27 protein-coding genes are annotated in these 24,211 nt (G+C 61.0%); 16 read left to right on the top strand and 11 right to left on the bottom strand.

Annotation, left to right across the window (positions count from 1 at the left end):
- The first annotated feature begins 7 nt into the window (after positions 1 to 7).
- The 7 genes from soxZ (at position 8) to ACN0SC_RS01025 (ending at position 6,753) form a co-directional block, all read left to right on the top strand.
- Positions 8 to 337 carry a thiosulfate oxidation carrier complex protein SoxZ gene (gene soxZ, locus ACN0SC_RS01055; RefSeq protein ID WP_417247811.1) on the top strand — a complete coding sequence of 110 codons (330 nt, stop codon included), beginning with the start codon at positions 8 to 10 and terminating at the stop codon, positions 335 to 337.
- 32 nt (positions 338 to 369) lie between these two features.
- The gene (soxA, locus tag ACN0SC_RS01050; RefSeq protein ID WP_417247810.1) at positions 370 to 1,221 is read left to right on the top strand and encodes a sulfur oxidation c-type cytochrome SoxA; all 852 of its coding nucleotides are present in this window, start codon (positions 370 to 372) and stop codon (positions 1,219 to 1,221) included.
- A 130-nt stretch (positions 1,222 to 1,351) separates the two neighbouring features.
- A complete protein-coding gene (gene soxB, locus ACN0SC_RS01045) occupies positions 1,352 to 3,049 on the top strand; it encodes a thiosulfohydrolase SoxB (protein WP_417247809.1) in 1,698 nt (565 codons plus the stop codon).
- Positions 3,050 to 3,146: 97 nt separating this feature from the next.
- Positions 3,147 to 4,454, top strand: coding sequence for a sulfite dehydrogenase (soxC, locus tag ACN0SC_RS01040; RefSeq protein ID WP_417247808.1), 1,308 nt, complete (start codon positions 3,147 to 3,149; stop codon positions 4,452 to 4,454).
- Complete coding sequence (locus ACN0SC_RS01035) at positions 4,438 to 5,508, top strand: c-type cytochrome (RefSeq protein ID WP_417247807.1); 1,071 nt, start codon at positions 4,438 to 4,440, stop codon at positions 5,506 to 5,508. The genes soxC and ACN0SC_RS01035 overlap by 17 nt, the downstream gene beginning before the upstream one ends.
- A gap of 86 nt (positions 5,509 to 5,594) precedes the next feature.
- Positions 5,595 to 6,032 carry a DUF302 domain-containing protein gene (locus tag ACN0SC_RS01030; protein ID WP_417247806.1) on the top strand — a complete coding sequence of 146 codons (438 nt, stop codon included), beginning with the start codon at positions 5,595 to 5,597 and terminating at the stop codon, positions 6,030 to 6,032.
- A 64-nt stretch (positions 6,033 to 6,096) separates the two neighbouring features.
- On the top strand, positions 6,097 to 6,753 hold the full coding sequence (locus ACN0SC_RS01025) for a Crp/Fnr family transcriptional regulator (RefSeq protein ID WP_417247805.1): 657 nt from the start codon (positions 6,097 to 6,099) through the stop codon (positions 6,751 to 6,753).
- Positions 6,754 to 6,815: 62 nt separating this feature from the next.
- On the opposite strand, the gene ACN0SC_RS01020 is transcribed toward ACN0SC_RS01025, so the two are convergent.
- The gene (locus ACN0SC_RS01020; RefSeq protein ID WP_417247804.1) at positions 6,816 to 7,022 is read right to left on the bottom strand and encodes a DUF2892 domain-containing protein; all 207 of its coding nucleotides are present in this window, start codon (positions 7,020 to 7,022) and stop codon (positions 6,816 to 6,818) included.
- A 754-nt stretch (positions 7,023 to 7,776) separates the two neighbouring features.
- Between ACN0SC_RS01020 and ACN0SC_RS01015 the strand changes: the two genes are divergently transcribed.
- Entirely contained in the window at positions 7,777 to 8,211 is a 435-nt protein-coding gene (locus ACN0SC_RS01015; RefSeq protein ID WP_417247803.1) for a CBS domain-containing protein, read from the top strand.
- Positions 8,212 to 8,340: 129 nt separating this feature from the next.
- Positions 8,341 to 8,832 (top strand): pantetheine-phosphate adenylyltransferase, encoded by a 492-nt coding sequence (coaD, locus tag ACN0SC_RS01010; RefSeq protein ID WP_417247802.1) that lies wholly within the window; start codon positions 8,341 to 8,343, stop codon positions 8,830 to 8,832.
- Positions 8,833 to 8,894: 62 nt separating this feature from the next.
- Here coaD and ACN0SC_RS01005 read toward each other — a convergent pair whose 3' ends face one another.
- The 5 genes from ACN0SC_RS01005 to tkt all read right to left on the bottom strand — a co-directional run bounded on the left by ACN0SC_RS01005 (position 8,895) and on the right by tkt (position 14,430).
- Complete coding sequence (locus tag ACN0SC_RS01005) at positions 8,895 to 9,545, bottom strand: MarC family protein (protein WP_417247801.1); 651 nt, start codon at positions 9,543 to 9,545, stop codon at positions 8,895 to 8,897.
- Between the two features lie 171 nt (positions 9,546 to 9,716).
- Positions 9,717 to 10,718, bottom strand: a complete 1,002-nt coding sequence (gene gap / locus ACN0SC_RS01000; protein WP_417247800.1) for a type I glyceraldehyde-3-phosphate dehydrogenase — start codon at positions 10,716 to 10,718, stop codon at positions 9,717 to 9,719.
- 139 nt (positions 10,719 to 10,857) lie between these two features.
- On the bottom strand, positions 10,858 to 11,001 hold the full coding sequence (locus tag ACN0SC_RS00995) for a hypothetical protein (RefSeq protein WP_417247799.1): 144 nt from the start codon (positions 10,999 to 11,001) through the stop codon (positions 10,858 to 10,860).
- A gap of 177 nt (positions 11,002 to 11,178) precedes the next feature.
- A complete protein-coding gene (gap, locus tag ACN0SC_RS00990; protein WP_417247798.1) occupies positions 11,179 to 12,174 on the bottom strand; it encodes a type I glyceraldehyde-3-phosphate dehydrogenase in 996 nt (331 codons plus the stop codon).
- 234 nt (positions 12,175 to 12,408) lie between these two features.
- The gene (gene tkt / locus ACN0SC_RS00985) at positions 12,409 to 14,430 is read right to left on the bottom strand and encodes a transketolase (protein ID WP_417247797.1); all 2,022 of its coding nucleotides are present in this window, start codon (positions 14,428 to 14,430) and stop codon (positions 12,409 to 12,411) included.
- A gap of 419 nt (positions 14,431 to 14,849) precedes the next feature.
- On the opposite strand from tkt, the gene ACN0SC_RS00980 reads away from it, so the two are divergent.
- Genes ACN0SC_RS00980 through ACN0SC_RS00970 form a run of 3 tightly spaced genes read left to right on the top strand, consistent with a single transcriptional unit; the run spans position 14,850 to position 16,135 of the window.
- Entirely contained in the window at positions 14,850 to 15,371 is a 522-nt protein-coding gene (locus ACN0SC_RS00980) for a hypothetical protein (protein WP_417247796.1), read from the top strand.
- A 1-nt stretch (position 15,372) separates the two neighbouring features.
- Positions 15,373 to 15,789 (top strand): cell division protein ZapA, encoded by a 417-nt coding sequence (locus ACN0SC_RS00975; protein WP_417247795.1) that lies wholly within the window; start codon positions 15,373 to 15,375, stop codon positions 15,787 to 15,789.
- Complete coding sequence (locus ACN0SC_RS00970) at positions 15,770 to 16,135, top strand: MliC family protein (RefSeq protein ID WP_417247794.1); 366 nt, start codon at positions 15,770 to 15,772, stop codon at positions 16,133 to 16,135. Before ACN0SC_RS00975 ends, ACN0SC_RS00970 begins: the two co-directional genes overlap by 20 nt.
- Before the next feature lie 94 nt (positions 16,136 to 16,229).
- Here the strand turns inward: ACN0SC_RS00970 and grxD are convergent, their stop codons facing one another.
- The 5 genes from grxD to ACN0SC_RS00945 all read right to left on the bottom strand — a co-directional run bounded on the left by grxD (position 16,230) and on the right by ACN0SC_RS00945 (position 21,196).
- The gene (gene grxD, locus ACN0SC_RS00965) at positions 16,230 to 16,589 is read right to left on the bottom strand and encodes a Grx4 family monothiol glutaredoxin (RefSeq protein ID WP_417247793.1); all 360 of its coding nucleotides are present in this window, start codon (positions 16,587 to 16,589) and stop codon (positions 16,230 to 16,232) included.
- 51 nt (positions 16,590 to 16,640) lie between these two features.
- On the bottom strand, positions 16,641 to 16,871 hold the full coding sequence (locus ACN0SC_RS00960; protein ID WP_417247792.1) for a BolA family protein: 231 nt from the start codon (positions 16,869 to 16,871) through the stop codon (positions 16,641 to 16,643).
- A gap of 123 nt (positions 16,872 to 16,994) precedes the next feature.
- Positions 16,995 to 17,495, bottom strand: a complete 501-nt coding sequence (locus ACN0SC_RS00955; RefSeq protein ID WP_417247791.1) for a hypothetical protein — start codon at positions 17,493 to 17,495, stop codon at positions 16,995 to 16,997.
- An 82-nt stretch (positions 17,496 to 17,577) separates the two neighbouring features.
- Positions 17,578 to 19,737 (bottom strand): phosphoribosylformylglycinamidine synthase subunit PurL, encoded by a 2,160-nt coding sequence (gene purL / locus ACN0SC_RS00950; RefSeq protein WP_417247790.1) that lies wholly within the window; start codon positions 19,735 to 19,737, stop codon positions 17,578 to 17,580.
- A 556-nt stretch (positions 19,738 to 20,293) separates the two neighbouring features.
- A complete protein-coding gene (locus ACN0SC_RS00945) occupies positions 20,294 to 21,196 on the bottom strand; it encodes a LysR family transcriptional regulator (RefSeq protein WP_417247789.1) in 903 nt (300 codons plus the stop codon).
- Between the two features lie 260 nt (positions 21,197 to 21,456).
- On the opposite strand from ACN0SC_RS00945, the gene ACN0SC_RS00940 reads away from it, so the two are divergent.
- The 4 genes from ACN0SC_RS00940 to ccmE all read left to right on the top strand — a co-directional run bounded on the left by ACN0SC_RS00940 (position 21,457) and on the right by ccmE (position 24,008).
- Complete coding sequence (locus tag ACN0SC_RS00940) at positions 21,457 to 21,588, top strand: hypothetical protein (protein WP_417247788.1); 132 nt, start codon at positions 21,457 to 21,459, stop codon at positions 21,586 to 21,588.
- 1 nt (position 21,589) lies between these two features.
- On the top strand, positions 21,590 to 22,402 hold the full coding sequence (gene murI, locus ACN0SC_RS00935; protein ID WP_417247787.1) for a glutamate racemase: 813 nt from the start codon (positions 21,590 to 21,592) through the stop codon (positions 22,400 to 22,402).
- 100 nt (positions 22,403 to 22,502) lie between these two features.
- Positions 22,503 to 23,531 carry an N-acetyl-gamma-glutamyl-phosphate reductase gene (gene argC / locus ACN0SC_RS00930; RefSeq protein ID WP_417247786.1) on the top strand — a complete coding sequence of 343 codons (1,029 nt, stop codon included), beginning with the start codon at positions 22,503 to 22,505 and terminating at the stop codon, positions 23,529 to 23,531.
- Positions 23,532 to 23,564: 33 nt separating this feature from the next.
- Positions 23,565 to 24,008, top strand: a complete 444-nt coding sequence (ccmE, locus tag ACN0SC_RS00925; RefSeq protein ID WP_417248534.1) for a cytochrome c maturation protein CcmE — start codon at positions 23,565 to 23,567, stop codon at positions 24,006 to 24,008.
- Positions 24,009 to 24,211 lie beyond the last annotated feature (203 nt).

The raw sequence follows: 24,211 nt of genomic DNA, 5'->3' as shown, positions 1-24,211 counted from the left end.
AAAGAATATGGCATCTGGTGTCAAACCCCGCGTTAAGGTCCCCAAGTCGGCTGCTGCTGGCGAGACCATCACGATCAAAACCCTGATTTCGCACCCTATGGAATCGGGTCAGCGCAAGGACGGTGACGGCAACGTTATCCCGCGCTCGATCATCAACCGCTTCACCTGCGAGTTCAACGGCGAGAGCGTCATCGACGTCACGCTCGAACCTGCGATTTCGACCAACCCGTATGTGGAATTCGATGCAACCGTTCCCGAGGCCGGTGAGTTCAAATTCACTTGGTATGACGACGACGGTTCGGTTTACGAGACGGCAAAACCGATCGAAATCGGGTAAGCGCGCGCGACGCGCTCAGGGAGGAGAAACGCATGAAAATCAATACATTCAGCACTGTGGCCGCACTGACGGCCCTCGCGTTCGCGGCGCCTGCCGTCGCGGACGAGGATGCCGAGCTGGTGATCAACGAAGAGATCGAGATCGTCACCAAGACCGCGGCACCTGCGCATCTGGCCGATACGCTCGACGAGGTTCTGTCGGGATGGCGCTTCCGCTCCGATGATACGCAAGAGATGCAGATGGACGACTTCGACAACCCTGGCATGTTGGGTGCGGAAGAGGGTCGTGCGCAATTCGAGACCGCCATGGGCAGCGAAGGCAAGTCCTGCGCCGATTGCCATGACGGCCCCGAAAGCCTCAAGGAAGTGCGCCCCACATATCCCAAGTGGAACGACGAAGCCGAAAAGGTCTACACCATCCAGATGCAGATCAACGATTGTCTGACCGACCGCATGGGGGCGGAGCCAGAGAAGTATGACAGCGCGAAGATGCTGAACTTCGAAGCCCTCCTCGCTTCGGTTTCCCGTGGTATGCCCGTGAACGTGGCCATCGATGGTCCCGCACAGGCAACGTGGGAGCAGGGCAAGGAGATGTATTACACCCGTTACGGTCAACTGGAGCTGGCCTGTGCCAACTGCCACGAGGACAACTACGGCAACATGATCCGCGCCGACCACCTCAGCCAAGGTCAGATCAACGGGTTCCCGACCTACCGCCTCAAGAACGCGAAGCTGAACGGCAGCCATTCGCGCTTCAAGGGCTGTATCCGCGACACCCGCGCCGAGACCTTCAGCGCCGGTTCGCCCGAGTTTGTCGCCCTTGAGCTCTATGTCGCATCGCGCGGCAATGGCCTCTCGGTCGAGGGCCCCTCGGTCCGTAACTAAATCCAACGAAAGCCCCGCGGCTCTCATGCGAGCGGTGGGGTTTTCTTTTCGCTAATACATTCAATTTCGCGCATGGGTGTCCTTCCCATTTCCTCCCGCCCATGCGCGACAACAAGATGGAGCCATGTGCATGATCTCCCGCCGCGACTTCCTTCAGGTCTCCATGGCCGCCTCCGCTCTCGTGGGGGCTTCGGGCTTTGGCAACTGGGCCAAACTGGCCGCGCAACAGTCCCTCACGCAGGATCAATTGCTGGAGTTTGATACCTTCGGCAATGTCTCCCTGATCCACGTCACGGACATCCATGCGCAGCTTAAACCGATCTACTTCCGCGAACCCTCGATCAACCTTGGTGTTGGCGAGAACAGGGGGCAGGTGCCCCATGTCACAGGGGCGGACTTCCGCAAGCTCTATGGCATCGAGGACGGCTCTCCCTCCCATTACGCCTTGTCCTCGGGCGATTTCTCGTCGCTTGCGAAGGCCTATGGCAAGGTCGGCGGTCTGGATCGTGTCTCCACCGTGATCAACGCGATCCGCGCCGACCGCCCTGATGCGCTTCTGCTCGACGGCGGCGACACATGGCATGGCTCCTACACCTGCTACCACACCGAGGGGCAGGATATGGTCAACGTGATGAATGCGCTCAAACCCGATGCGATGACCTTCCACTGGGAGTTCACGCTGGGCTCGGATCGTGTCCGCGAGGTGGTGCAGGATCTTCCCTTCGCCGCCCTTGGTGCCAATATATTCGACGCCGAATGGGACGAACCCGCCGAGGATTTCGCGCCCTACAAGATGTTCGAGCGCGGCGGGGTGAAAATCGCCGTGATCGGTCAGGCCTTCCCCTATATGCCGATTGCTAATCCCGGTTGGATGTTCCCCGAATACTCCTTCGGTATCCGCACCGAGCGGATGCAGGAGGTCGTGGACGAGGTGAAAGGGCAGGGCGCGGAACTGGTGGTTCTGCTTTCGCACAACGGTTTCGACGTGGACAAGCAGATGGCCGCGATGGTCAAGGGCATCGACGTGATCCTGACGGGTCACACCCATGATGCACTGCCCGAGCCTGTGCTGGTAGGGGAGACAATCCTCATCGCCTCTGGTTCCAACGGCAAGTTCGTCTCCCGCGTCGATCTCGACGTGCGTGACGGGCGTATGCTGGGCTTCCGCCACAAGTTGATCCCGATCTTCTCCGATGTGATCGAACCTGACGCAGCCGTGACGAAAGTGATCGACGAACAACGCGCGCCCTATCTCGACGCCATGACGGAGGTGATCGGCCAGACCGACAGCCTTCTCTATCGTCGCGGCAACTTCAACGGGACGTGGGATGATCTGATCTGCGAGGCGCTGATGGAACAGCGCGAGGCGGATATCGCCATGTCGCCAGGTGTTCGTTGGGGCCCGAGCCTCCTGCCTGGTGATGACATCACCCGCGAGGACATCTGGAACGCAACCTCGATGACCTATGGAAAGGCTTACCGCACCGAGATGACGGGCGAGTTCATCCATACGGTGATGGAGGACGTGGCTGACAACCTCTTCAACCCCGATCCCTATTACCAGCAGGGCGGCGACATGGTGCGTATGGGCGGTCTAGGCTACCGCATCGACGTTACCAAGCCGCAGGGGTCGCGGATTTCCAACCTCACGCTGCTCAAGACGGGCGAGCCGCTCGATCCCGCCAAGACCTACAACGTCGCGGGCTGGGCCTCGGTCAACGAGGGCACAGAGGGGCCGCAAATCTGGGATGTGGTCGAGGATCACATCCGCGCCAAGGGCACGGTCACGGTCGCGCCCAATACCTCCGTCGAGGTTATCGGCGGCTAATCCTTCCGCCCGCGCGGCCAAGCAGTCGCGCGGGTATTTTTACAGGCATTTCATTCACTTATGTGAATGACAGCATTCAATCAGGGAGACACATTCCATGAGTGACACCCCCAAGACATCCTCCAAGGGCGCGGGCTCCCGAGGCACTGGTCCCAACCGCCGTGCGTTCCTGCGCGGGGCAGCGGCCACGGGCGTTGGCCTCGCAGCAGGCAAGGCCGCCGCTGACGGTCCCGATCCGCTTATCACCGAGCCACAGGACTGGGCGATCTACACGGGCGATCCCGTGGACGCGACGCCCTATGGTCTGCCGATCAAATACGAAGCCGACGTGATCCGCCGCAATGTGCCTTGGCTCACCGCCGATCCGATTTCGTCGATCAACTTCACGCCGATCCATGCGCTTGACGGCACGATCACCCCGCAGGGCTGTGCCTTTGAGCGGCACCACTCGGGCGCGATCGAACTGCGCAAGGAGGACTACCGCCTGATGATCAACGGGCTGGTGGATCGTCCGCTGGTCTTTTCCTACGAGGATCTCGAACGCTTCCCACGCGAAAACCGTGTCTATTTCTGCGAATGCGCGGCGAACACGGGCATGGAATGGGCGGGCGCGCAGCTTAACGGCTCGCAGTTCACCCACGGCATGATCCACAACATGGAATATTCGGGCGTCCCGCTGCGCACGCTTCTGGAAGAGGCGGGGCTGGATGCGGCGGGCGATCTGGCCGACAAATGGGTTTACGTGGAGGGCGCGGATGCCTCCTCCAACGGCCGCTCCATCCCGATGGAAAAGGCGCTCGACGATGTGCTGGTGGCCTTCAAGGCCAACGGTGAGGCGCTGCGTATGGAGCATGGCTACCCCGTCCGCCTTGTTGTGCCAGGCTGGGAAGGCAACATGTGGGTCAAGTGGCTGCGTCGGATCGAAGTCACCGACCATCCCATTGAGAGTCGCGAAGAAACGTCGAAATACACCGACACGCTGGCCGATGGCACGAGCCGCAAATGGACATGGGTGATGGATGCGAAATCCGTTATCACCTCGCCCAGCCCGCAACGCCCGATCACCCACGGCACAGGGCCGCTTGTGGTGACGGGACTGGCATGGTCGGGACGCGGCAAGATCACGGGCGTCGATGTCTCCATTGATGGCGGCAAGTCGTGGTCCAAGGCGCGTCTGGCCAATGCAGGTGAGGACAAGGCGCTGACCCGCTTCTACTTCGACATGAACTGGGACGGCTCGGAGATGCTCCTGCAAAGCCGCGCCCATGACGAAACGGGCTACGTCCAACCGACCAAGGCGCAACTGCGCGAGGTGCGGGGTGAGAACTCGGTCTATCACAACAACTGTATCCAGACCTGGTGGGTCAAGGAAGACGGGGAGGCAGAGAATGTCGAAGTGTCCTAAATTCGTGAGCGCGGCGGCACTGGTCGCAACCCTCGCTACCCCCGCATTTGCCGAGACCTTCGGCCTTGGCCGTGAGGCATTGCCCGAAGAGATCGCCGCGTGGGATCTCGATATCGGTCCCGAAGGGCAGGGCTTGCCTGTTGGCTCGGGCTCGGTCGAGGACGGGGAGATGATCTTCTCCGAAAACTGCGCCTCCTGCCACGGCGAGTTCGCTGAAGGGTCGGGAAACTGGCCAAAACTGGCGGGCGGCGAGGGATCGCTGGCCGACAAGGATCCGCTCAAAACCGTCGGTTCCTACTGGCCCTATCTCTCGACCGTTTACGACTACGTGCGGCGTTCCATGCCCTTCGGCGCGGCGCAGACCATGTCCGACGATGATGTTTATGCGATCACGGCCTATATCCTCTACTCCAACTATCTCGTTGAGGATGATTTCGTCCTGTCGAATGAGAACTTCCTCGATGTGGAAATGCCCAATGCGGGTGGCTTCATCGTTGATGATCGCGAAACGGCGGAGGCCCATTTCTGGGGCGAGGCGTGCTACGAGAACTGCAAGGAAAACGTGGAGATCACCAAACGCGCCGCTGTTCTCGACGTGACGCCCGAACTGGACGCCGCGGCGGAGGCTGCCGCTGAGGAAACGCCTGCGGAAGAGGCTCCCGCCGAGGAGGTTGCCGCCGCCGTGGAACCCGCCGCCGAAGCGCCTGCCGAAGAACCCGCTGCCGGTTTTGACGCCGATCTGGCTGCGGCTGGTGAGAAGGTCTTCAAGAAGTGCAAAGCCTGTCACCAAGTGGGCGATGGCGCGAAGAACCGCACGGGCCCGATCCTCAACGGTGTCTATGGTGCCCCCGTGGCCCATATCGAAGACTTCCGCTACTCGAAGGACTTCGAGGCTGCCCATGAGGAAGGCGTGGTCTGGGACGAGGCGCATCTTGCCGAATTCCTCGCCAAGCCGAAGGGCGTCTATAAGAAGACCAAGATGTCCTTTGCGGGTCTGAAGAAAGACGACGATATCGCGGCGGTGATCGAATATCTCAAATCGGTCTCGCAATAACGCGATCCAGCCGACACCAACATGAAGGGCAGCACTAGGGGCTGCCCTTTTTCTGTGTTACTCTATTGGGAACAGGGAGGAATATCATGACACGTTTCGCCATTACCTGTGCCGCGCTGGCGCTCTCCGCCGCAAGCGCACACGCCAATGATGCCGCAATCACCTTTGATTATGACGGCAGCTTCGATGACGCGACTTTTGCGCTTGAGGATGCGATCATTTCCAAGGGGTTGGTGATCGACCACCGCAGCCACACGGGCGAGATGCTGGAGCGCACGCGCGCCGATGTCGGCTCCGACGTGGTGCTTTTTGATGCCGCGGATGTCTTCCTGTTCTGCTCGGCCACGATCTCGCGTCAGGTCATGGAGGCCGATCCCGACAATATCGTCTACTGCCCCTATTCCATCTACGTCACCGATCGTGAGGGCAAAGTGACCATCGGTTTCCCCGACTACCCCGACGGCTCGATGCAACCTGTCGAAGATTTGCTGACCGAGATTGTCGAAAGCGCCGTGAGCTTCTAGAACACTCGGACGCCCTCGCGGCCAGCACGGGGCGTTTGACGAAGCTCATACGAGGGAAATACCGATGAACTGGATCGACCGCTTTGAAGGGCTGTCACGCCTTGAGCCGCGCCTGCGCGAGCGCATTGTGTCGCAAAGTCAGGTTGTGAACCTGCCCGCGAATACGGTTCTCTTCGGTCCGGGAAAGCGCCCTGAAAACCTGCTTTTGCTGCTCAACGGCACGGTTCGGGTGCAACAGACCACTGAAGGCGGGCGCGAGATCGTGCTCTATCGTGTCCATGCAGGGGAAAGCTGTGTGATGACCACGGCTTGCCTTCTGGCCTACGAGGATTATTCCGCCGAGGGAATTGCGGAAACGGATGTCGAGGCCGCCGCGATTCCGCGCCGCGTCTTTGACGATCTGGTGGCCAAATCTCTGGATTTCCGCAATTTTGTCTTCTCCGCCTATTCGCGCCGCATCACCGACCTTTTCCACGTGATTGAGGAGATCGCCTTTCAGAAGGTCGATATCCGTCTTGCGCAGAAACTGGTGCAGCTGGCAGGAGAGAGCGACACGCTTCACGCCACCCATGCGCAACTTGCCGCCGAACTGGGCACCGCGCGCGAGGTTATCTCGCGGCAGTTGCAGGAATTCCAGCGGCGGGGATGGGTGGAAACGGGACGCGGCACTGTGCGACTGACCGATAAGGTGGCGTTGAGGTCCCTCTCAGAAGCGGAATGAGAGGGACCTCCGTCCGGTTCCGAGCGGTCACTGCAGAACCGGAAGCCGTAGACCCCGTGGGGTCAATCCTTTTTCATCGGGCACGTGCTCATCCCGAAGAGGGAATAGAGCGGGCAGCTCGACATCAGCCCCGTGGCGAGCGGGACGATTCCGATGAGATAGAGCCATCCATAACCACTTGCTCCATTAATTACAAAGCCTGCGAGAAGTGCAACTCCCAGAACGATCCGTAGAATGCGATCGAGGCTTCCGACATTTTTCTTAAACATGACCTTCATCTCCTTTGCGATTGTCGGGGGAAATATAGGTCATTGGGGATTTGCGGTCTGTGACCTGTGTCACATTGGCGGAAAAAAGTGCAGAAACAGCTAATATTTTAAGGATATTCCCGAGAATTCGGTGTCTGATGGCGTTTCGCTCGACTGCCGCGCCCCGCTGTTGCGGGCATGAGCTTCCGCCCGAGATTGCCGTAAAATCGGCCTGCGCGGGCAGGGGTTGGGTCGCAATCTGCGCAAAATATTTTTGCGCAAGATGGTCCGTAATGACACAGAACCACCGCAGGACATGGTGGGGCGAGGTGCGGCTGGGCGCGATGTTCGATTCGGACAAGTTTCTTGCGGCGCGGTGTCGTCGTGGCTCCCCGCTTGTCGAAATCGTGCAAATTTTGTTTCCCCCACCTGCGCCCGACCTTTCGTGGCTTGGCTCTCTTTTAGAGCCGCCACGAGGGCTGCGCGCTTGACAGGAGAGGGTGTCGCGGGTGACGCTGATGTTAGGGGAGACTGGTGTCAATGATCCGCACTGCTGCGTGTTGCGGGATCAGACATTGAGACACGGCACGGCGTGACGCAACAGGGGGTGACACGCCGTGGCTTGAAGGAGACGCGGCACAGCGTAATGCAACAAGACGCAACGAGGTGCCGCGACAAGAACGGGCCTCGTTCGCGCCAGTTTGGCCGATCTGATGTGATCGGCGCAAATGAAACGGCGCGGAAGGCGGCCCCGCAAAATGCAGGGAGAATACGCATGATCGTTGGACAAATCCTCGGGGCAAAGACCCAATCTCAAACCGTCACAATCGCACCGAGTGCGACCATCAAGGAGGCCGTGACGCTCCTGTCGGAGAAGCGCATTGGCGCTCTGGTCGTGGCAAGCGCACCGGGCAAGCCTGTGGGTATCCTGTCGGAACGCGATGTGGTGCGCGAGTTGGGGCGGGAGGGGCCAGAGGTGCTTGAGAGTAGGGTGGACGCGTTGATGACCTCGAAGCTCGTTACCTGCCGCAAGGACCATTCCGCGCTCGACGTGCTCGACATGATGACCAAGGGACGGTTTCGCCACCTGCCCGTGATGGACGGCGGCGAAATGGTCGGCCTTGTTTCCATCGGCGATGTTGTGAAGGCGCGTCTGGACGAGTTGGCGATGGAGAAAGACGCGCTCGAAGGCATGATCATGGGTCACTAACCCGCGCCCGCGCCTTAGTGTTGCGCCGAAAATGCGCCAAAGTCGCGGGAAATCGCATCGCGCTGTCGGGTTCGGCTTGCATCTACTCGCGCAATATTGTTGCGTGCCGTCATCAAAGAGGAGGCCGCGATGCGCATTGGACTTTACCCTGGAACCTTCGATCCAGTCACATTAGGGCACGCGGACATCATCCGTCGCGCCTGTGCACTGGTCGACCGCCTTGTGATCGGGGTGGCGATCAATTCGGGCAAGGGGCCGCTGTTCTCGCTGGAGGAGCGGGTCGAGATGCTCGGCGCTGTTGCCGCGCGGCTATCGGAGGAGACGGGTTGTGAGATTGTCGTCCATCCCTTTGAAAACCTGCTCATTCAATGCGCGCGTGACGTGAATGCCTCGATCATCGTGCGTGGTCTGCGCGCTGTGGCTGATTTCGAATATGAATACCAGATGGTCGGCATGAACCGCGCCCTCGACAGCAATATCGAGACCGTGTTCCTCATGGCCGACGCGCGCCATCAGGCGATTGCCTCGAAACTGGTGAAAGAGATTGCACGGCTTGGCGGGGACGTCTCGAAATTCGTCACTCCCGAGGTCGAAGCGCGGCTTAAAGCGAAATTCGCGTAAAGCATCATCTCTTTGGGGCGGGCGCTCAGTGGCGCCGTTGCCCCACACGTGCCGTAGCTCCGTCAGAAGGCGGGCAGGACGCCGATAGAGACAAAGCCCTTGAGCACCGCGTCCACGGCGACAGCGGCAAGGATCATGCCCATAACGCGGCTCACAATGGCCGCCCCCGTTTCACGCAACACGCGCAAAATCGGCGTTGCCGCGAGCAACAGGCCGAAAGTGATCAACAGGATCGTCGCCATGATCGTGGCCGTCATGGCCTGGTGAGCCAGCGAGAAACGGTCATTGTCCGTGAGCATCACCACGGCAAGCATCGCACCAGGCGAGGCGATCGAGGGCATGGCGAGGGGAAAAACCGCAACTTGCCGTGTGATTTCTTTTCGGGAAATGTTGCCTTCTTCGAGGCTGCGCTGTTCCGTATGCGGTTTGCCTTCGCCGAAAATCATCGTCAGCGCGAAAAGGAACAGCACCAGACCGCCCGCGATCTGGAAGGATGGCAGGCCGAGGCCGAGCGCTTCGAGAACGGCCTGCCCCCCGATAATGAACAGGATCAAAATGACAAAGGCGATCAGGACGGCACGTTTGGCAACCCGTCGCGACTCCTTTGCGCCGAGGCTCGCTGTGGCGGCGATGAACAGAGGAAGGGTACCGATCGGGTCAATAACGACCCACAGGGTAATAAACTCGCTAAGGACAGTGGAAAAATCCAGCATTCAGGGCTCACAGGACGGGAGGGTTTTTTCTTAGATATCAGACTTGTGTGACGTTTAAAGGGGGGAGGGGCGTACATTCTGCGTAGTGACGTGCAAAACAAACGCCCCGCCGTTGGGAACGGCGGGGCGTCTCGGAGGTCTGTGCGCCCGTGGGCGCATCCCGTGTGTCGCTTACAGGAATTTCCCCATGGCAACAGCGGTGTCGCTCATGCGGTTGGAGAAGCCCCATTCGTTGTCATACCACGTCAGGATACGCACCATCGTGCCTTCCATGACCTTGGTCTGATCGGTGTGGAACACCGAGGAATGCGGGTCGTGGTTGAAGTCGGAAGACACCAGTTTCGCATCCGTGTAGCCCAGCACGCCTTTGAGCGGGCCATCAGCGGCGGCGCGGATAACGTTGTTTACTTCTTCGACGGTGGTGTCGCGCGCGGCCTCAAAGGTCAGATCGACAACGGAGACGTTCGGCGTGGGAACGCGGATCGATACACCGTCGAGTTTGCCGTTGAGTTCGGGCAGCACCAGACCCACGGCCTTCGCCGCACCTGTGGAGGTCGGGATCATGGACAGGGCCGCCGCGCGGGCGCGGTAGAGATCCTTGTGCATGGTGTCCAGCGTCGGCTGGTCGCCCGTGTAGGAGTGGATCGTGGTCATGAAGCCCTTCACGATGCCGATCTCGTCGTTGAGCACTTTGGCAACGGGGGAGAGGCAGTTTGTGGTGCAGGACGCATTCGACACGATAACGTCGTCGGCGGTCAGCTCGTTGTCGTTCACGCCAAAGACGACCGTCTTGTCGGCGCCTGCGCCCGGAGCGGAGATCAGAACCCGCTTGGAGCCGTTTTTCAGGTGCAGCGCGGCTTTTTCCTTCGCGGTGAAGATACCCGTGCATTCGAGCGCGATGTCCACATCACCCCAAGGCAGGTCTTCGGGATTGCGGATGGCGGTCACTTTGATCGGGCCGCGACCCGCGTCGATCGTGTCCTCGGTGTGTTTGACCTCGACGGGGAAACGTCCGTGCACGCTGTCATATTGCAGCAGATGGGCGTTGGTTTCGACAGGGCCCAGATCGTTGATCGCGACGACTTCGATATCGGTCCGACCCGACTCGACAATCGCGCGCAACACGTTGCGCCCGATCCGACCAAATCCGTTGATTGCGACTTTTACGGCCATTTCAGCACCTCCTTGACGCTATTGGCATAGGGCGACGGGGAGGGGTCACCCTTCTTCGTCCGACCACGCCCATGCGGGGCGGTCGAGTTAACGCTAACATCGCGATTGAGCCGAAAAGGTCAACCGCGAAGGCACGGGGTTATCGCCAAAAAGCTATCCACTCGATCAACTCCAGTCCTTTCCGCGCGAGGAAAAGCGTGCCCGCGCCGTCATTCATGGTGACGTCGAACCCCAGAGCGGCAAAGATGACCAGGCCGAGCCCGAGCGCGATTTGGTTGGTCATAGTGTGGCAAGAACCCCTGTCGTGACGCGCGGAGAATGGCGCAGCTTGGCCCCGATTGAAAGAGCAGATCACATCTGCGCACATTTGCTTTCGCCCGTGGCTCGTCTCTCCCACAAAAAAAGGCCCGCATAGTGCGGGCCTTTGGCATGTCATTTGGGCGGTATCGGGGCAGGGGCGTTACATGCGCCCCATAGCGGCGGCCACATCGGCCATACGTGCCGAGAAGCCCCATTCGTTGTCATACCACGCCAGCACCCGCACGGTGCGGCCTACGACCTTCGTCTGGTCGGGAGCGAAGATGGAGCTTTCCGTGGTGTGGTTGAAGTCGATGGAGACCTTGGGTTCGTCGTCATAACCCAGCACCGCGCCCATATGGCCCTGCGCCGCCTCGCGCACGATCTCGTTCACATCGGCCGCGGTCACGTCTTTCGACGCTTGGAACGTCAGGTCCACGGCAGAGACATTGGGGGTGGGGACGCGCATGGCGCTTCCGTCGAGCTTGCCGTTGAGTTCGGGCAGGACTTCACCGAGCGCTTTCGCAGCACCTGTAGAGGTCGGGATCATCGCCATGGCAGCGGCGCGGGCGCGGTAGAGATCCTTGTGGCGGCGGTCCAAGGTGGGTTGGTCGCCCGTATAGCTGTGGATCGTCGTCATGATGCCGCTCTCGATGCCGATGGCGTCATTGAGCACCTTGGCCAGAGGGGCGAGGCAGTTGGTGGTGCAGGAACCGTTCGACACCATCCGCTCGTCTGCGCGCAGGTCGCGGTGGTTGACGCCGAAGACGACCGTGCGGTCCACGTTCTTGGCGGGTGCGGAGATCAGAACCTTGCGTGCGCCTCGGGACAGGTGGGTGTTGGCCTTCTGCCCGTCGTTGAATTTCCCCGTGCATTCGAGGACGACATCGACGCCTTCCCAATCAAGCTCCTCGGGATCGTAGGTGGACATCACCTTGATCGGGCCGCGGCCCAGATCCATCGTGTCGCCGTTGACCGCGACCTTCGTGCCGAAGCGGCCATGAACGCTATCGTATTTGAGCAGGTGGGCATTGGTCTCGATGGGGCCAGTGGCGTTGATCTTGACCACCTCGACCTCGTTGAGCCCCGCCTCGGCGATATGGGCCAGCGTACAACGTCCGATACGGCCAAAGCCGTTGATCCCGAGTTTGATTGTCATGTCCGTCTCTCCGTTTGCTCTCTACTCACGCGGCTCGGGGCCATGAGTCGCGTGCGGTTAACGGAGGGTATAGGGGGTCGCCCGTTTCGGAAAAACCCGTTTAGCGCCAACATGTTAGCGTAAACATAGGGGAGGGTGCCGAACACGGCGTGTGTGAGGGGCGCAGACCCATCACAAAAAGAAAAAGGCCCGCACGCGGCGGGCCTTTTCATCTGTCTTTAAAGCGTGGGCAGGTTAGCCCAGAAGCGCCTTGGCCTGTGCCACCACGTTGTCGGTGGTGATGCCGTATTTCTCGAACAACTCGCCCGCAGGTGCCGACGCGCCGAAGGAGGTCATGCCGACAAAGGCTTGTTTGTTCTCACGACCACGCTCGCCCAGAAGCCAGCGATCCCAGCCACCTGCGCGGGTTGCGGCCTCGACGCCGACACGCACGGGGCCAGCGGGCAGAACCTTGCGGCGGTAGGATTCGTCCTGCTCTGCGAAAAGCTCCATGGAGGGCATGGAGACAACGCGTGTGCCGATGCCTTCGGCTTGCAGCTTCTCGCGGGCTTCCATGGCCAGATGCACTTCGGAACCGGTGGCGATCAGGATGACCTGACGCTTGCCTTCGCTGTCGGCCAGAACATAGGCGCCCTTGGAGACAAGGTTGGTGTTCTTGTGATCGGTGCGCAGCGTCGGCAGGCCCTGACGGGTCAGAACGAGAACCGAAGGCGTCGATTGCGACGTGAGCGCGATTTCCCACGCCTCGGCCGTTTCCACCGTGTCACAGGGACGGATGGTCAACGTGTTGGGCGTTGCGCGGCAGATGGCGAGATGCTCGACGGGTTGGTGCGTCGGGCCGTCTTCGCCAAGGCCGATGGAGTCATGCGTCATGACATAGGTCACGGGCGTTTTCATCAGTGCCGACAGGCGCATTGAGGGGCGCGCATAATCGGTGAAGCAGAAGAACGTCCCGCCATAGGGACGCAGGCCGCCGTGCAGCGAAATCCCGTTCATCGCCGCCGCCATGCCGTGTTCACGGATGCCGTAGTAGACGTAACGGCCCTTGCGGTTGGTCTCGTCAAAGGTGCCAAGCCCCTCGGTCAGCGTGTTGTTGGAGCCTGTGAGGTCCGCCGAGCCGCCGAAGGTTTCAGGCATCACGGGGTTCACGACTTCCAGCACGGCCTGCGAGGAGGCGCGGGTGGCCATTTTAGGCTTCTCTTCGGAGATCTGCTTTTTGAGTGCCTTGATCACGGCAGAGAGCTTCTTGGGCGCTTCGCCCGCGAAGACGCGGTTGAACTCAGCCTGACGACGCTCGGATTGCTCGTCGAAACGGGCCTCCCATGCGGCGCGGTCTGCGCGGCCCTTGGAGCCGATCTCTTCCCACTGTTTCTTCACATCGGCGGGCACTTCGAATGCGCCCAGCGGTGCGCCGTAGGCTTCTTTCGCCGCTTTCAACTCTTCGGCATCGGTCAGCGCGCCGTGGCCTTTGGAGGTGTCCTGCTTGGCGTGGCCGAGTGCGATATGCGTTTTGCAGGCGATCATCGAGGGCTTCTTCGTCGCCTTAGCGGCTGCGATGGCAGCGTCGATCTGCTCGGGATCATGGCCGTCGATTTCCTGCACATGCCAGCCCGCCGCTTTGAAGCGCTGGACCTGATTGGTGCGGTCGGAGATATCAACGGTGCCGTCGATGGTGATGTTGTTGTTGTCCCAGAAGACGACGAGTTTGCCCAGCTTCTGACGCCCTGCCAGTGCGATGGCCTCGTGGCTCACGCCTTCCATCAGGCAGCCGTCACCCGCGAAACAATAGGTGTAGTGGTCTTGCAGCTTCTTGCCGAAGCGCGCGCGCAGGGCCTCTTCGGCCATGGCGAAACCGACAGCGTTGGCGATGCCCTGTCCGAGCGGACCCGTGGTGGTCTCCACCCCGTCGAGCAGGAAATTCTCGGGATGGCCCGCAGTCACGGCACCCATCTGGCGGAAGTCCTTGATCGCCTCCAGCGGCATCTCGGCATAGCCCGTCAGATAGAGCAGCGAGTAGATCAGCATGGAACCGTGACCTGCCGACAGGATGAAGCGGTCGCGGTCGGGCCATGTTGGCGCGCTGGCGTCAAACTTCAGGTGCTTTTCGAACAGAACGGTGGCCACATCGGCCATACCCATCGGCATCCCAGAGTGGCCCGAGTTTGCCTCAGCTACGGCATCGAGGGTGAGCGTGCGGATCGCAGCGGCACGTTTCCAATGGTCGGGGTGCGCCTCGCGCAGTTTGGCGATATCCACGAGCGGGTCTCCTATCTGGATCGTCGGTGCACACGGGCCTACCCCGCGCGCCTTCCCGAAGGGTGATACCAGTGTGAGGATAAAGTGCAAGTAATCCACGCTTGCAATTAAGGGCGCTGCGACGTGAAAGCGCCTTGAGACGGGGGCGGGTGGCGATCTGGCGCGGTTAAAACGGCAATTTCGCCCAAGTTGTTGGTAATGGCGCGCCCTTGCGTTAGTCTCTCGAATCAAAGCCGTAGCCCGCGTTTTTGAGGCTGTCGCAAGCGAAAAGCGCGAGACCACGCGCAAAACCGCTGCGCGCACAGGCGTGAGGTGGCATGAGGCACTGGTAATTGGGGCGATGGACGCAGGACTTTCGCCAAACGAAACAGAACGATGATAGATAATATCAAACCGATGATAACGGGTGGGACACTGGCATGAGCGAGATTTCCGAATACGAGGCACGGATCACGGCGGCGCTGGAACGCATCGGTCGGGCCGTAGCTATGGCCGAGGAGCGTGCGGCGCAGGCGGAAAAAGAGGTGGTCGGCGGGATCGATCCGCAGGCGTTGGAAGCCGAGGTCGCGCGTCTCAACGAGGCGCTTGAGGCCGAACGCGACAGCAAGACCCAACTCGAAGAGCGCGTCCGCGCCATCCACGACAAGCAGAACTCTCACGTGGCCTCCCTCGAAGGCGAGGTCGAGACGCTGCGCAACCAGATTTTCGAGTTGGAAGGTGCGCTTGGCTCCTTGCGCGCGGCCAATGATGCGCTACGCGCCAACAATGCCGCCCTGCGTGACGCCAATGCGAAAGGGGTCAGTGATCCCGATCTGATCAACGAAGGGTTGCAGGCCGAGGTCACGGCGCTGGAGACTGTCCGTGCGAGCACGCGGGTCGAACTGGACGGGGTGATTTCGGATCTGAAGTCCGCCCTGCCGCAATCCTCAACGGAGGTGTGAGATGCCAGAAGTGAAAATCAACATCGGTGGCCGCTCCTTTGAGGTGGCCTGTCAGGAAGGCGAGGAGCATTTCCTCACCTCCGCCGCAGCCCTTCTCGACAACGAGGCTTCCGTCCTCTCAAGCCAGATCGGGCGGATGCCCGAGGCGCGGATGCTGCTCATGTCGGGGCTGATGCTGGCCGACAAGACCGCAGGGATGGAAGAGAAGTTGCGCGATCTGGAAAGCAAGCTGGGCGCGCAAGAGGCGCTGATCGAAGAGATGCGCGCACGGCCCGAGCCCGAACCCAAACAGATCGAAGTGCCCGTCGTGCCCACGGCTGTCACCGACACGCTTGCCGAACTGGCTGCGCGCACAGAGGCGATGGCTTCCGCCCTTGAAGAGCGGGTCGGGGTGTCCAGTGAAGACCAGTCTGCGTAACGCTGTGCGCGTGTCGTTGTTGGCGGGCTGTCTGGCGTCCGCCGCCAGTGGCCTTTTCGCGCAGACCCCGGAAACCACCGTTGCGCCCGATGTTATCACCTACACCTGCGAACGCGGGGTAATGGTGGATGTGGTCTATGCAGGTGACGTGGCCGTGCTGCGCGCCGAGGGGCGACTTGTGAGCCTTGGTCAGGCGGTCTCGGCCTCTGGCGCACGCTATGTGGAGCGGCCTGACGGGACGGGCTACCAGTGGTGGGGGAAGGGGAACGAGGCGCGTCTCACCCATCTCGACGCACCTGATGGCGACGAAGTGAACCTTTACACCCGCTGCACCGCACAGCCCTGACAAGGCAATCCCGACAAAGCAATTCAGCTAAAGCAAAACGGCCGCCCCATGAGGACGGCCGTTTGTGGTTTGATCTGTCGATAGACGCGTCGGATCAGGCGTTGGCCGCGCGGATCTGTTCGGCTTTATCCTTGTCGAAGTTCACACCCTTGTCGGTGAAAAGCTCGTCCAGCTCGCCCGAGAGCGTCATCTCGATCACAATGTCACAACCGCCGACGAACTCGCCTTTGACGTAGAGTTGCGGGATGGTCGGCCAGTCGGAGAAGTCCTTGATCCCCTGACGGATTTCGTCATCGGCCAGAACATTCACGTCCTCATAGTCGATGCCCATGAAATTCAGGATGCCCGCGACTTTCGAGGAGAAGCCACATTGCGGCATCATCTTCGTGCCCTTCATGAAGAGAACGACATCGTTGCTATCGATGGTGGTCTGGATGGTGTCTTTAGCGGACATTTGGGGGTTCCTTATGGTGCGTGTGGGGCGTCAGCCTTCGGGGCGGGCGGGTCAGTCGGGGGCGCGGGTGGTGAGCGCCAGCGCGTGCAATTCACCGCTGTCGAGCTTGTCTTTCACGGCGGCATTCACGGCGCGTTGCTGCTGCACGCGGTTTTTGCCTCGGAAACTCTCGTCCACCACTTCGGCGGCAAAATGATGGCCGTCGTCGCTTTGCACGACGATATGGGCGTCTGGGAAGGCTGCACGGATCAGGCTTTCGATCTCGGCGGTCGTGATGGCCATATTGAGGGCGCTCCTTGAGAGTTAACTGCGCATGTTTGTCTGACACCAGATGTAGTTTGCTGGCGGAAAAGCTGCAAGGGCTGCGGCGCGCACAGTGGCGTGTGCCTTGGCGCGGCGCGCGGGTTAGGGCGTATCCGCATCAAACGCGGCAAGGGCGGTCAGAAAGGCATCGTATCTGGCGCGCAATGTTTCGCTGTCCGACCACAGCCGCGCGTGACGGGCCAGAAGCGCGGCGCGTTCCGCCTCCAGGTCGTCGGGCAAATCCCGCGTCCCAGCTTCAACCAGTTGCGCCATGCGTTCGTGCAGTGGCAGGAGGCGGGCAAAATCGCTGATCATCGCACGCAAAATCGTGGGATCGTCGCGCCAGCTTTCCCCGTTGAACCGCTCTTGCGTCACCCGCTGCCCCGCGCCCGCGCACTCAAACAGGATGCACCCCTTGTTGCCGATCTCGCCAAGATCGTCGTGAACCGAGCACAGGTGGCCAGACAGTTTGGGGCAGGGCGTGCCTGCGGGCTTGTCGAAACTGTAAAGCTCCCCTTCGTCCAGCGTCAGCCCGACACAGCACAAAGCGGCGCATTGGGTGCAGTCGGCGGTAAGCGCGGGAATGTCAGGACGAGTGGTCATGGGCGCAGGGTGTCGCATCGGGGGCAAAAAGGAAAGGCCCGCGCGGGTGGCGGGCCTTCCTGCTTTGGTTGTGTTCGGGGTTTTAGGCGAAGGTTTCCGCGAAGCTGTTGCGATAGATCGCGGACAGCTCGGAAAGCGGGGCCTCGGAGCCGCCGAATTTGACGCTGTCGCCGCCGAACTTGCCAACGGTGGCAATCGGCACGCCCGCTTGTGCGGCGGCGGCCATGAGAGCTTCTGCGGCGTCGAAGGTGCAGGCCACGAGGTAGCGGGCCTGATCCTCGCCAAAGAGCGCGGCGGTGTCGCTATCGTCAAGCGTCACACCCACGCCCGCTTCCTCCGCCATCTCAAAGGCAGCAAGCGCAAGCCCGCCGTCGGAGAGGTCGGTCACGGCGTTGAACCATTGACCATTGTCGCGGATGAAGTCGCCGTTGCGTTTCTCGGCGGCCAGATCGACGCGCGGCGCGTCTCCGTCCTCGCGGTTGAAAACCTCGGCCAGAAGTGCGGATTGGCCAAGGTGGCCTTCCGTTTCGCCAATGAGCAGCGCCACATCGCCCACTTGTGCGGTGCCGTGGATCAACTGGTCCTCGGAGGCAATCAGGCCGACCGCACCGATGGTGGGGGTGGGCAGGATGCCTTCGCCGTAGCTCTCATTATAGAGCGAGACGTTGCCCGACACGATGGGCATGTCGAGGAAAGAAACCGCTTGTCCGATACCGTCGAGCGCACCGACGAACTGGCCCATGATCTCGGGCTTTTCGGGATTGCCGAAGTTGAGGTTGTCGGTCGTGGCGAGCGGTTTGGCCCCCACGGCGGTCAGGTTGCGGTAGGCCTCGGCCACGGCTTGCTTGCCGCCTTCAACGGGGTTTGCCTTGACGTAGCGGGGGGTCACGTCGGAGGTGAAGGCGAGCATCTTGCCCGTGTCATGCACGCGGATGACGCCCGCGCCAAGACCAGGTGTGCGGACGGTATCGGCCATCACCTGCGTGTCGTATTGGGTGTAGACCCATTCCTTGGAGGCGTAGTTTGGCGAGGAGATCAGCCCCTTCAGCCCGTCGATGGGATCAATCTGCGGCACGTCGGCCATCGGCTCGGCGGGCGGTGTCGGCTCCCACGGACGGTCGTATTCAGGGGCGGAGGAGGCCAGCGTGGACAGCGGCAGGTCGCCCATGCATTTACCGTTGTGCATGATCACGAAACGGTCCTCTTGCAGGGTCTCGCCGACGATGGCGAAGTCCAGATCCCACTTCTCGAACACGGCGCGGGCCTCGGCCTCTTTCTCGGGCTTGAGAACCATGAGCATCCGTTCCTGAGACTCGGAGAGCATCATCTCGTAGGCGGTCATGTTCTCTTCGCGCTGCGGGACGTTTTCGAGATCAAGGCGGATGCCCAGCTTGCCCTTATCGCCCATTTCCACAGCAGAACAGGTCAGGCCCGCGGCTCCCATATCCTGAATGGAGATCACCGCGCCCGTGGCCATAAGCTCCAACGTGGCTTCCATCAGGCATTTCTCGGTGAAGGGGTCGCCCACTTGAACAGTGGGGCGCTTGTCCTCAATGGAGTCGTCAAACTCGGCGGAGGCCATGGTTGCGCCGCCCACACCGTCACGGCCTGTCTTGGCGCCCAGATAGACGACGGGCATACCGACGCCCGAAGCGGCGGAGTAGAAAATCTTGTCGGCATCGGCCAGACCCGCCGCGAAAGCGTTCACAAGGCAGTTGCCATTATAGGCCTCATGGAAACGCACTTCGCCGCCCACGGTGGGCACGCCGAAACAGTTGCCATAGCCACCAACGCCTTCAACGACACCATGCACCAGCTGGCGCGTCTTGGGGTGGTCTTTGATGCCAAAGGACAGCGAGTTCATCGCTGCAATGGGACGCGCGCCCATGGTGAACACATCGCGCAGGATGCCGCCTACGCCCGTGGCCGCACCCTGATAGGGCTCGATGTAGGAGGGGTGGTTGTGGCTTTCCATCTTGAAGACCACCGCCTGACCGTCGCCGATATCCACCACACCCGCGTTCTCGCCAGGGCCGCAGATGACCTGAGGGCCGGATGTCGGCAGACCGCGCAGGTGCTTCTTGGACGATTTGTAGGAGCAATGCTCGTTCCACATGGCCGAGAAAATGCCGAGTTCGGCGAAGGTCGGCTCGCGGTTCATGATGCGCAGGATTTCGGCGTATTCGTCGGGGCTGAGCCCATGTGCGGCGATCAGGTCTTCGGTGATGGCAGGCTCGGTCATATACGTCCCCTCGGAGCAGCAGCTAATCTTGGCGCTCTCTTAGGCCATTCGCGGCGCGGAGGGAAGGGGGCGCAGCGGGGCAGGGACAGGCGCAAGCGGCCCCGTGCGGAAAGGAGAACCCGTCTATTGTCGATTGGTGGGGCGGTGGCGCGAATGGTCCGCAAGCCACACGATGCGACATGGCACGACATGCGGAGCGAGACAGGGCAGGGCAGTAGGCACGGGAATCGCGGGAATATAGGGAGGTGCAAAAAAAAGGCCGAGCAAAAAGCTCGGCCCAAGTCCAACAGGGAGGTGAAAACGCCACGAATTTCTTCAATTGGCGCGTTCGATGCTGCATTTAGGTGCGGAGTGTGAACGGTGCAAGGAAATTTCCGCCCCCGCGGCGCAATGCCGCTATGCAGAAAGTGCATAGCTGTAGGAATTTCGTGACGGGCGTGGAGTTTAGCGCCTTGGCGCGCGCAGAGCTATGTTGCGCGCGAGCAACGCATCGCGGGATGGCCAGACGGGCTGGAGCGGCTGTGTCGTGTGGGGCGCGGGGCCGTGGACGGGTCTCTTATGCCTCGCCGTCACGCACCGCGCGGCGGTGCTCGGAAATCTCTTCGGTGATGAAGTCGCGGAACACCGCGATGCGCTTGGAGTGGCGCAATTCCTCGGGGTAGGCGAGGAACACGGGCACTTCGCCGCTCTCCACCTCGGGCAGCACACGAACGAGGTTCGGGGCGCTCTCGGTGAGATAGTCGGGCAGAACACCGATGCCGAGATCGTGCAGAACGGCCTGAAGCACGCCGAAATAGTTGTTCACATAGAGCGTCGAGCGGATCGAATGGTCCGTGAGTTCCGAAATGAGCTGTGCCCCCGCCGAGACCTGTGCCGAATTGGGGTTCTGGCAGATCAGCCTATGGGACGCGAGATCGTCCATCGTTTCGGGCATCCCGTTGGCGTCGAGATAGGTCTGCGTCGCGAAAAGGCGCATACGGATGTTCATCAGGCGCTTGCGGATAAGGTCGGCCTGGCTCGGTTCCTTCATGCGGATCGCCACATCGGCTTCGCGCATCGGCAGGTCAAGTACACGTTCTTCGAGCATCAGGTCGATCTTCAACTCGGGGTACTTCTCGTAAAGGCGGTGCAGGCGCGGCGCGAGCCAGAGCGTACCGAAGCCCGTTGCCGTGGTCACGCGCAACTCGCCGTAGACCTCTTCCTCGCTGTCGCGGATACGCGCGGAGGCGGCTTCAAGGCGCTTGTTCATCGAGCGGGTGGCGTCAAAAAGCAACTCCCCTTGCTCGGTCAGGATGAGCCCGCGTGCGTGGCGGTGGAACAGCGTCGTGCCGAGGCTTTCCTCCAGCGCACGGATCTGGCGCGAGACCGCCGACTGGCTCAGGTGCAGCGTGTCGCCCGCGTGGGTCAGAGACCCCGCATCCGCAACCGCGTGGAAAATTCGCAGCTTATCCCAATCCATCGTCTGTTCCTGCCCTTGTCTCGTCGGTGTGTCGTCGTCTGTATCTTCGGCATACCGGCGGGGATCGCCGTCGCGCGGCGCTACCTTACGCGGTTGTGACGCCGGCGCGAAGGGGCAACCCACCGAAATGACAAATTTTTTTGTCGATCACACATGATGCAGTCGCAGAAACGCCCGCGTTCCTGCTGTGGATACATGCAGGGAGAGGCCGGCCCATTTTCGCCGATATTGTTGATTGTAATCGCGGGGATGCCAAAAAGATGATGGATTTTCTTCGGCATGAGACATATGCACTGTCACCGACCCCGCTGGCCTCGACTGACCACGGGTTCGAGTTTGAAGCGAAACATGGCGGACGCCCGCCGCGCAAGGGTCTGAAGGACCGATATTGATATGGCCGTTGGTGTATTTGACAGTGGTTTGGGAGGCTTGACCGTTCTGGACGCGGCGATGAAACGCCTGCCCGATGTGCCCTTTGTCTACTTCGGCGACAACGCACACGCGCCCTATGGCGTGCGCGATGCCGATGATATCTACAACCTCACCACTTCCGCCGTGGAGCGAATGTGGGACGAGGGCTGCAATCTGGTCATTCTCGCCTGTAACACCGCCTCTGCCGCCGCCCTGCGCCGTATGCAGGAAAGCTGGATTCCGCGCGACAAGCGAGTGCTAGGGGTTTTTGTGCCGTTGATCGAGGCGCTGACCGAGCGGCAATGGGGTGACAACTCCCCGCCGCGCGAGGTGGCCGCCAAACACGTGGCGCTCTTTGCGACTCCTGCGACCGTGGCCAGCCGCGCTTTCCAACGAGAGCTGGCCTTCCGCGCGATTGGCGTTGATGTCGAGGCGCAGGCCTGCGGCGGTGTGGTCGATGCCATCGAGGAGGGTGACATGATCCTCGCCGATGCACTGGTGCGCTCCCACGTCGATGCGCTCAAACGCAAGATGCCCACGCCCGACGCGGCGATTTTGGGCTGCACCCATTACCCGATCATGGAAGAGGCGTTTCAGGAAGCACTGGGATCAGATGTAAAAGTCTTCTCGCAGGCCAACCTCGTGGCCGCCTCGCTGGCCGACTATCTCGACCGCCATCCCGCGATGCGGGGTGAGGGGGAGGAGACGAAATTCCTCACCACGGGTGATCCCGATAAAGTATCACGCGGCGCGACGCAGTTCCTGCGACGAAAAGTCGAGTTCATCAAAGCGTGACGCGCGAAGTGTCGCAATTGCGGCCCGCGCGCATTTTCCCTACATATGAGACCTGCTACGGGCCTGTCGCCGCGTGGCACAAAACTGCGAGATCTGATTTATGACCTATAAAATCGCTATCCTTGGAGCCTCAGGATACACAGGCGCCGAGCTTGTCCGCCTCATTGCCACCCATCCGCAGATGGAAATCGTGGCCCTGTCGGGCGACCGCAAGGCGGGCATGGCGATGCATGAGGTCTACCCGCACCTGCGCCACATGGACCTACCCGCACTGTGCAAGATCGACGAGATCGACTTCGCAGATGTGGACCTTGCCTTCTGCGCCCTGCCGCACGCCACCTCGCAAGCGGTGATCAAGACCTTGCCCGCAACCACGAAGGTCGTTGACCTCTCCGCCGATTTCCGTCTGCGTGACGCTGACGAATTCGAAAAATGGTATGGCAAGCCGCATTCGGCCACCGACCTTCAGGCCGAAGCCGTCTACGGCCTCACCGAATTCTACCGTGAGAAGATCAAAACCGCGCGCCTTGTGGCGGGGACGGGCTGTAACGCGGCAACGGGGCAGTTTGTTTTGCGCCCGCTGATCGCGGCGGGTGTCATCGACTTCGACCAGATTATTCTCGACCTCAAAGTGGCTGTCTCTGGCGCGGGCCGTTCGCTCAAAGAACACCTGCTCTACGGTGAGTTGGAAGACAACGCCTTCGCCTATGCCATTGGCGGCCAGCACCGTCACCTTGGCGAGTTCGACCAAGAGTTCTCCGCCATCGCGGGGCGCCCCGTGCGCATCCAGTTCACGCCGCACCTCATCCCCTCCACCCGCGGCATCCTTGCCACGGCTTACGTCCATGGCGAGGCAGGGGCGGTGCATTACGCGCTGGCCGACGCCTACCGCGACGAACCCTTTATCAAGGTGCTGCCCACGGGTCAGGCGCCCAATATGAAACACGTGCGCGGCTCCAACTTCTGCCACATCGGGGTGGTCGCCGACCGTCTTGAAAACCGCACCATCGTCATCGCCGCCCTCGACAACCTGACCAAGGGCTCGTCGGGCCAAGCGATCCAGAACGCCAACCTCATGCTCGGTCTCGATGAGACAACGGGCCTGATGAATGCGCCTGTCTTCCCGTAAGGGGGGGCGCAAAGGGAGAGAGACATGGCTGGAATGAAGAACATCAAGAAGAGACGCCGCGTCCAGATCGTCGGCCTTCTCGCGGTGTTTCTTGTGCTGTCGGTCGCTATGATCGGCTACGCCTTCCGTGACGGGATCAACCTCTTCCGCTCGCCCGCACAGGTCGTGGCCGACCCGCCGCGCGAGGGTGAAATCTTCCGCATCGGCGGTCTGGTCGCCACAGGCTCCATCCTGCGCGGCGACGGTACCGAAGTGCGCTTTGAAGTGACCGATGGCGCCGAAACCATCCCCGTCGTCTTCGACGGAATCCTCCCCGACCTCTTCGCCGAGGATCAGGGTATGATCGGGACAGGCTCTATGGTCGACGGAACCTTTGTCGCCTCCGAAATCCTCGCCAAACACGACGAGACCTACATGCCCAAAGAGGTCATGGACGCGCTCAAGGAACAGGGCGTTTACCAAGAGCCCGAGAGCTAGGGCGCGGGCTAAAGCTCCAAATTCCTTGTTTTCCTTGATTTTCTGACTGTGCATGCGCTCTAATCCCCCCTGATTGAAGGGGGATAGAGCTTGTTTGAAACATTCGTCATTGTCGCTGTCGTCGCGGCCATAATTCTCTTGCGCGTGATAGTTGCCGACAAGAGTTCTGGGCACTCACACCCTCCTCCCCCCGAAAGACGACC

Source organism: Celeribacter sp. (assembly GCF_048261515.1).
Classification (GTDB): Bacteria; Pseudomonadota; Alphaproteobacteria; order Rhodobacterales; family Rhodobacteraceae; genus Celeribacter.
Note: the sequence above shows the minus strand (reverse complement) of the source record. Positions and strands in the feature narration are given on the sequence as shown.

Excerpts from the sequence above, each read along its gene's own strand:
- soxZ (WP_417247811.1), top strand. The coding sequence starts at position 8 with ATGGCATCTGGTGTCAAACCCCGCGTTAAGGTCCCCAAGTCGGCTGCT.
- soxA (WP_417247810.1), top strand. The coding sequence starts at position 370 with ATGAAAATCAATACATTCAGCACTGTGGCCGCACTGACGGCCCTCGCG.
- soxB (WP_417247809.1), top strand. The coding sequence starts at position 1,352 with ATGATCTCCCGCCGCGACTTCCTTCAGGTCTCCATGGCCGCCTCCGCT.
- soxC (WP_417247808.1), top strand. The coding sequence starts at position 3,147 with ATGAGTGACACCCCCAAGACATCCTCCAAGGGCGCGGGCTCCCGAGGC.
- ACN0SC_RS01035 (WP_417247807.1), top strand. The coding sequence starts at position 4,438 with ATGTCGAAGTGTCCTAAATTCGTGAGCGCGGCGGCACTGGTCGCAACC.
- ACN0SC_RS01030 (WP_417247806.1), top strand. The coding sequence starts at position 5,595 with ATGACACGTTTCGCCATTACCTGTGCCGCGCTGGCGCTCTCCGCCGCA.
- ACN0SC_RS01025 (WP_417247805.1), top strand. The coding sequence starts at position 6,097 with ATGAACTGGATCGACCGCTTTGAAGGGCTGTCACGCCTTGAGCCGCGC.
- ACN0SC_RS01020 (WP_417247804.1), bottom strand. The coding sequence starts at position 7,022 with ATGTTTAAGAAAAATGTCGGAAGCCTCGATCGCATTCTACGGATCGTT.
- ACN0SC_RS01015 (WP_417247803.1), top strand. The coding sequence starts at position 7,777 with ATGATCGTTGGACAAATCCTCGGGGCAAAGACCCAATCTCAAACCGTC.
- coaD (WP_417247802.1), top strand. The coding sequence starts at position 8,341 with ATGCGCATTGGACTTTACCCTGGAACCTTCGATCCAGTCACATTAGGG.
- ACN0SC_RS01005 (WP_417247801.1), bottom strand. The coding sequence starts at position 9,545 with ATGCTGGATTTTTCCACTGTCCTTAGCGAGTTTATTACCCTGTGGGTC.
- gap (WP_417247800.1), bottom strand. The coding sequence starts at position 10,718 with ATGGCCGTAAAAGTCGCAATCAACGGATTTGGTCGGATCGGGCGCAAC.
- ACN0SC_RS00995 (WP_417247799.1), bottom strand. The coding sequence starts at position 11,001 with ATGACCAACCAAATCGCGCTCGGGCTCGGCCTGGTCATCTTTGCCGCT.
- gap (WP_417247798.1), bottom strand. The coding sequence starts at position 12,174 with ATGACAATCAAACTCGGGATCAACGGCTTTGGCCGTATCGGACGTTGT.
- ACN0SC_RS00980 (WP_417247796.1), top strand. The coding sequence starts at position 14,850 with ATGAGCGAGATTTCCGAATACGAGGCACGGATCACGGCGGCGCTGGAA.
- ACN0SC_RS00975 (WP_417247795.1), top strand. The coding sequence starts at position 15,373 with ATGCCAGAAGTGAAAATCAACATCGGTGGCCGCTCCTTTGAGGTGGCC.
- grxD (WP_417247793.1), bottom strand. The coding sequence starts at position 16,589 with ATGTCCGCTAAAGACACCATCCAGACCACCATCGATAGCAACGATGTC.
- ACN0SC_RS00960 (WP_417247792.1), bottom strand. The coding sequence starts at position 16,871 with ATGGCCATCACGACCGCCGAGATCGAAAGCCTGATCCGTGCAGCCTTC.
- ACN0SC_RS00955 (WP_417247791.1), bottom strand. The coding sequence starts at position 17,495 with ATGACCACTCGTCCTGACATTCCCGCGCTTACCGCCGACTGCACCCAA.
- purL (WP_417247790.1), bottom strand. The coding sequence starts at position 19,737 with ATGACCGAGCCTGCCATCACCGAAGACCTGATCGCCGCACATGGGCTC.
- ACN0SC_RS00945 (WP_417247789.1), bottom strand. The coding sequence starts at position 21,196 with ATGGATTGGGATAAGCTGCGAATTTTCCACGCGGTTGCGGATGCGGGG.
- ACN0SC_RS00940 (WP_417247788.1), top strand. The coding sequence starts at position 21,457 with ATGATGGATTTTCTTCGGCATGAGACATATGCACTGTCACCGACCCCG.
- murI (WP_417247787.1), top strand. The coding sequence starts at position 21,590 with ATGGCCGTTGGTGTATTTGACAGTGGTTTGGGAGGCTTGACCGTTCTG.
- argC (WP_417247786.1), top strand. The coding sequence starts at position 22,503 with ATGACCTATAAAATCGCTATCCTTGGAGCCTCAGGATACACAGGCGCC.
- ccmE (WP_417248534.1), top strand. The coding sequence starts at position 23,565 with ATGAAGAACATCAAGAAGAGACGCCGCGTCCAGATCGTCGGCCTTCTC.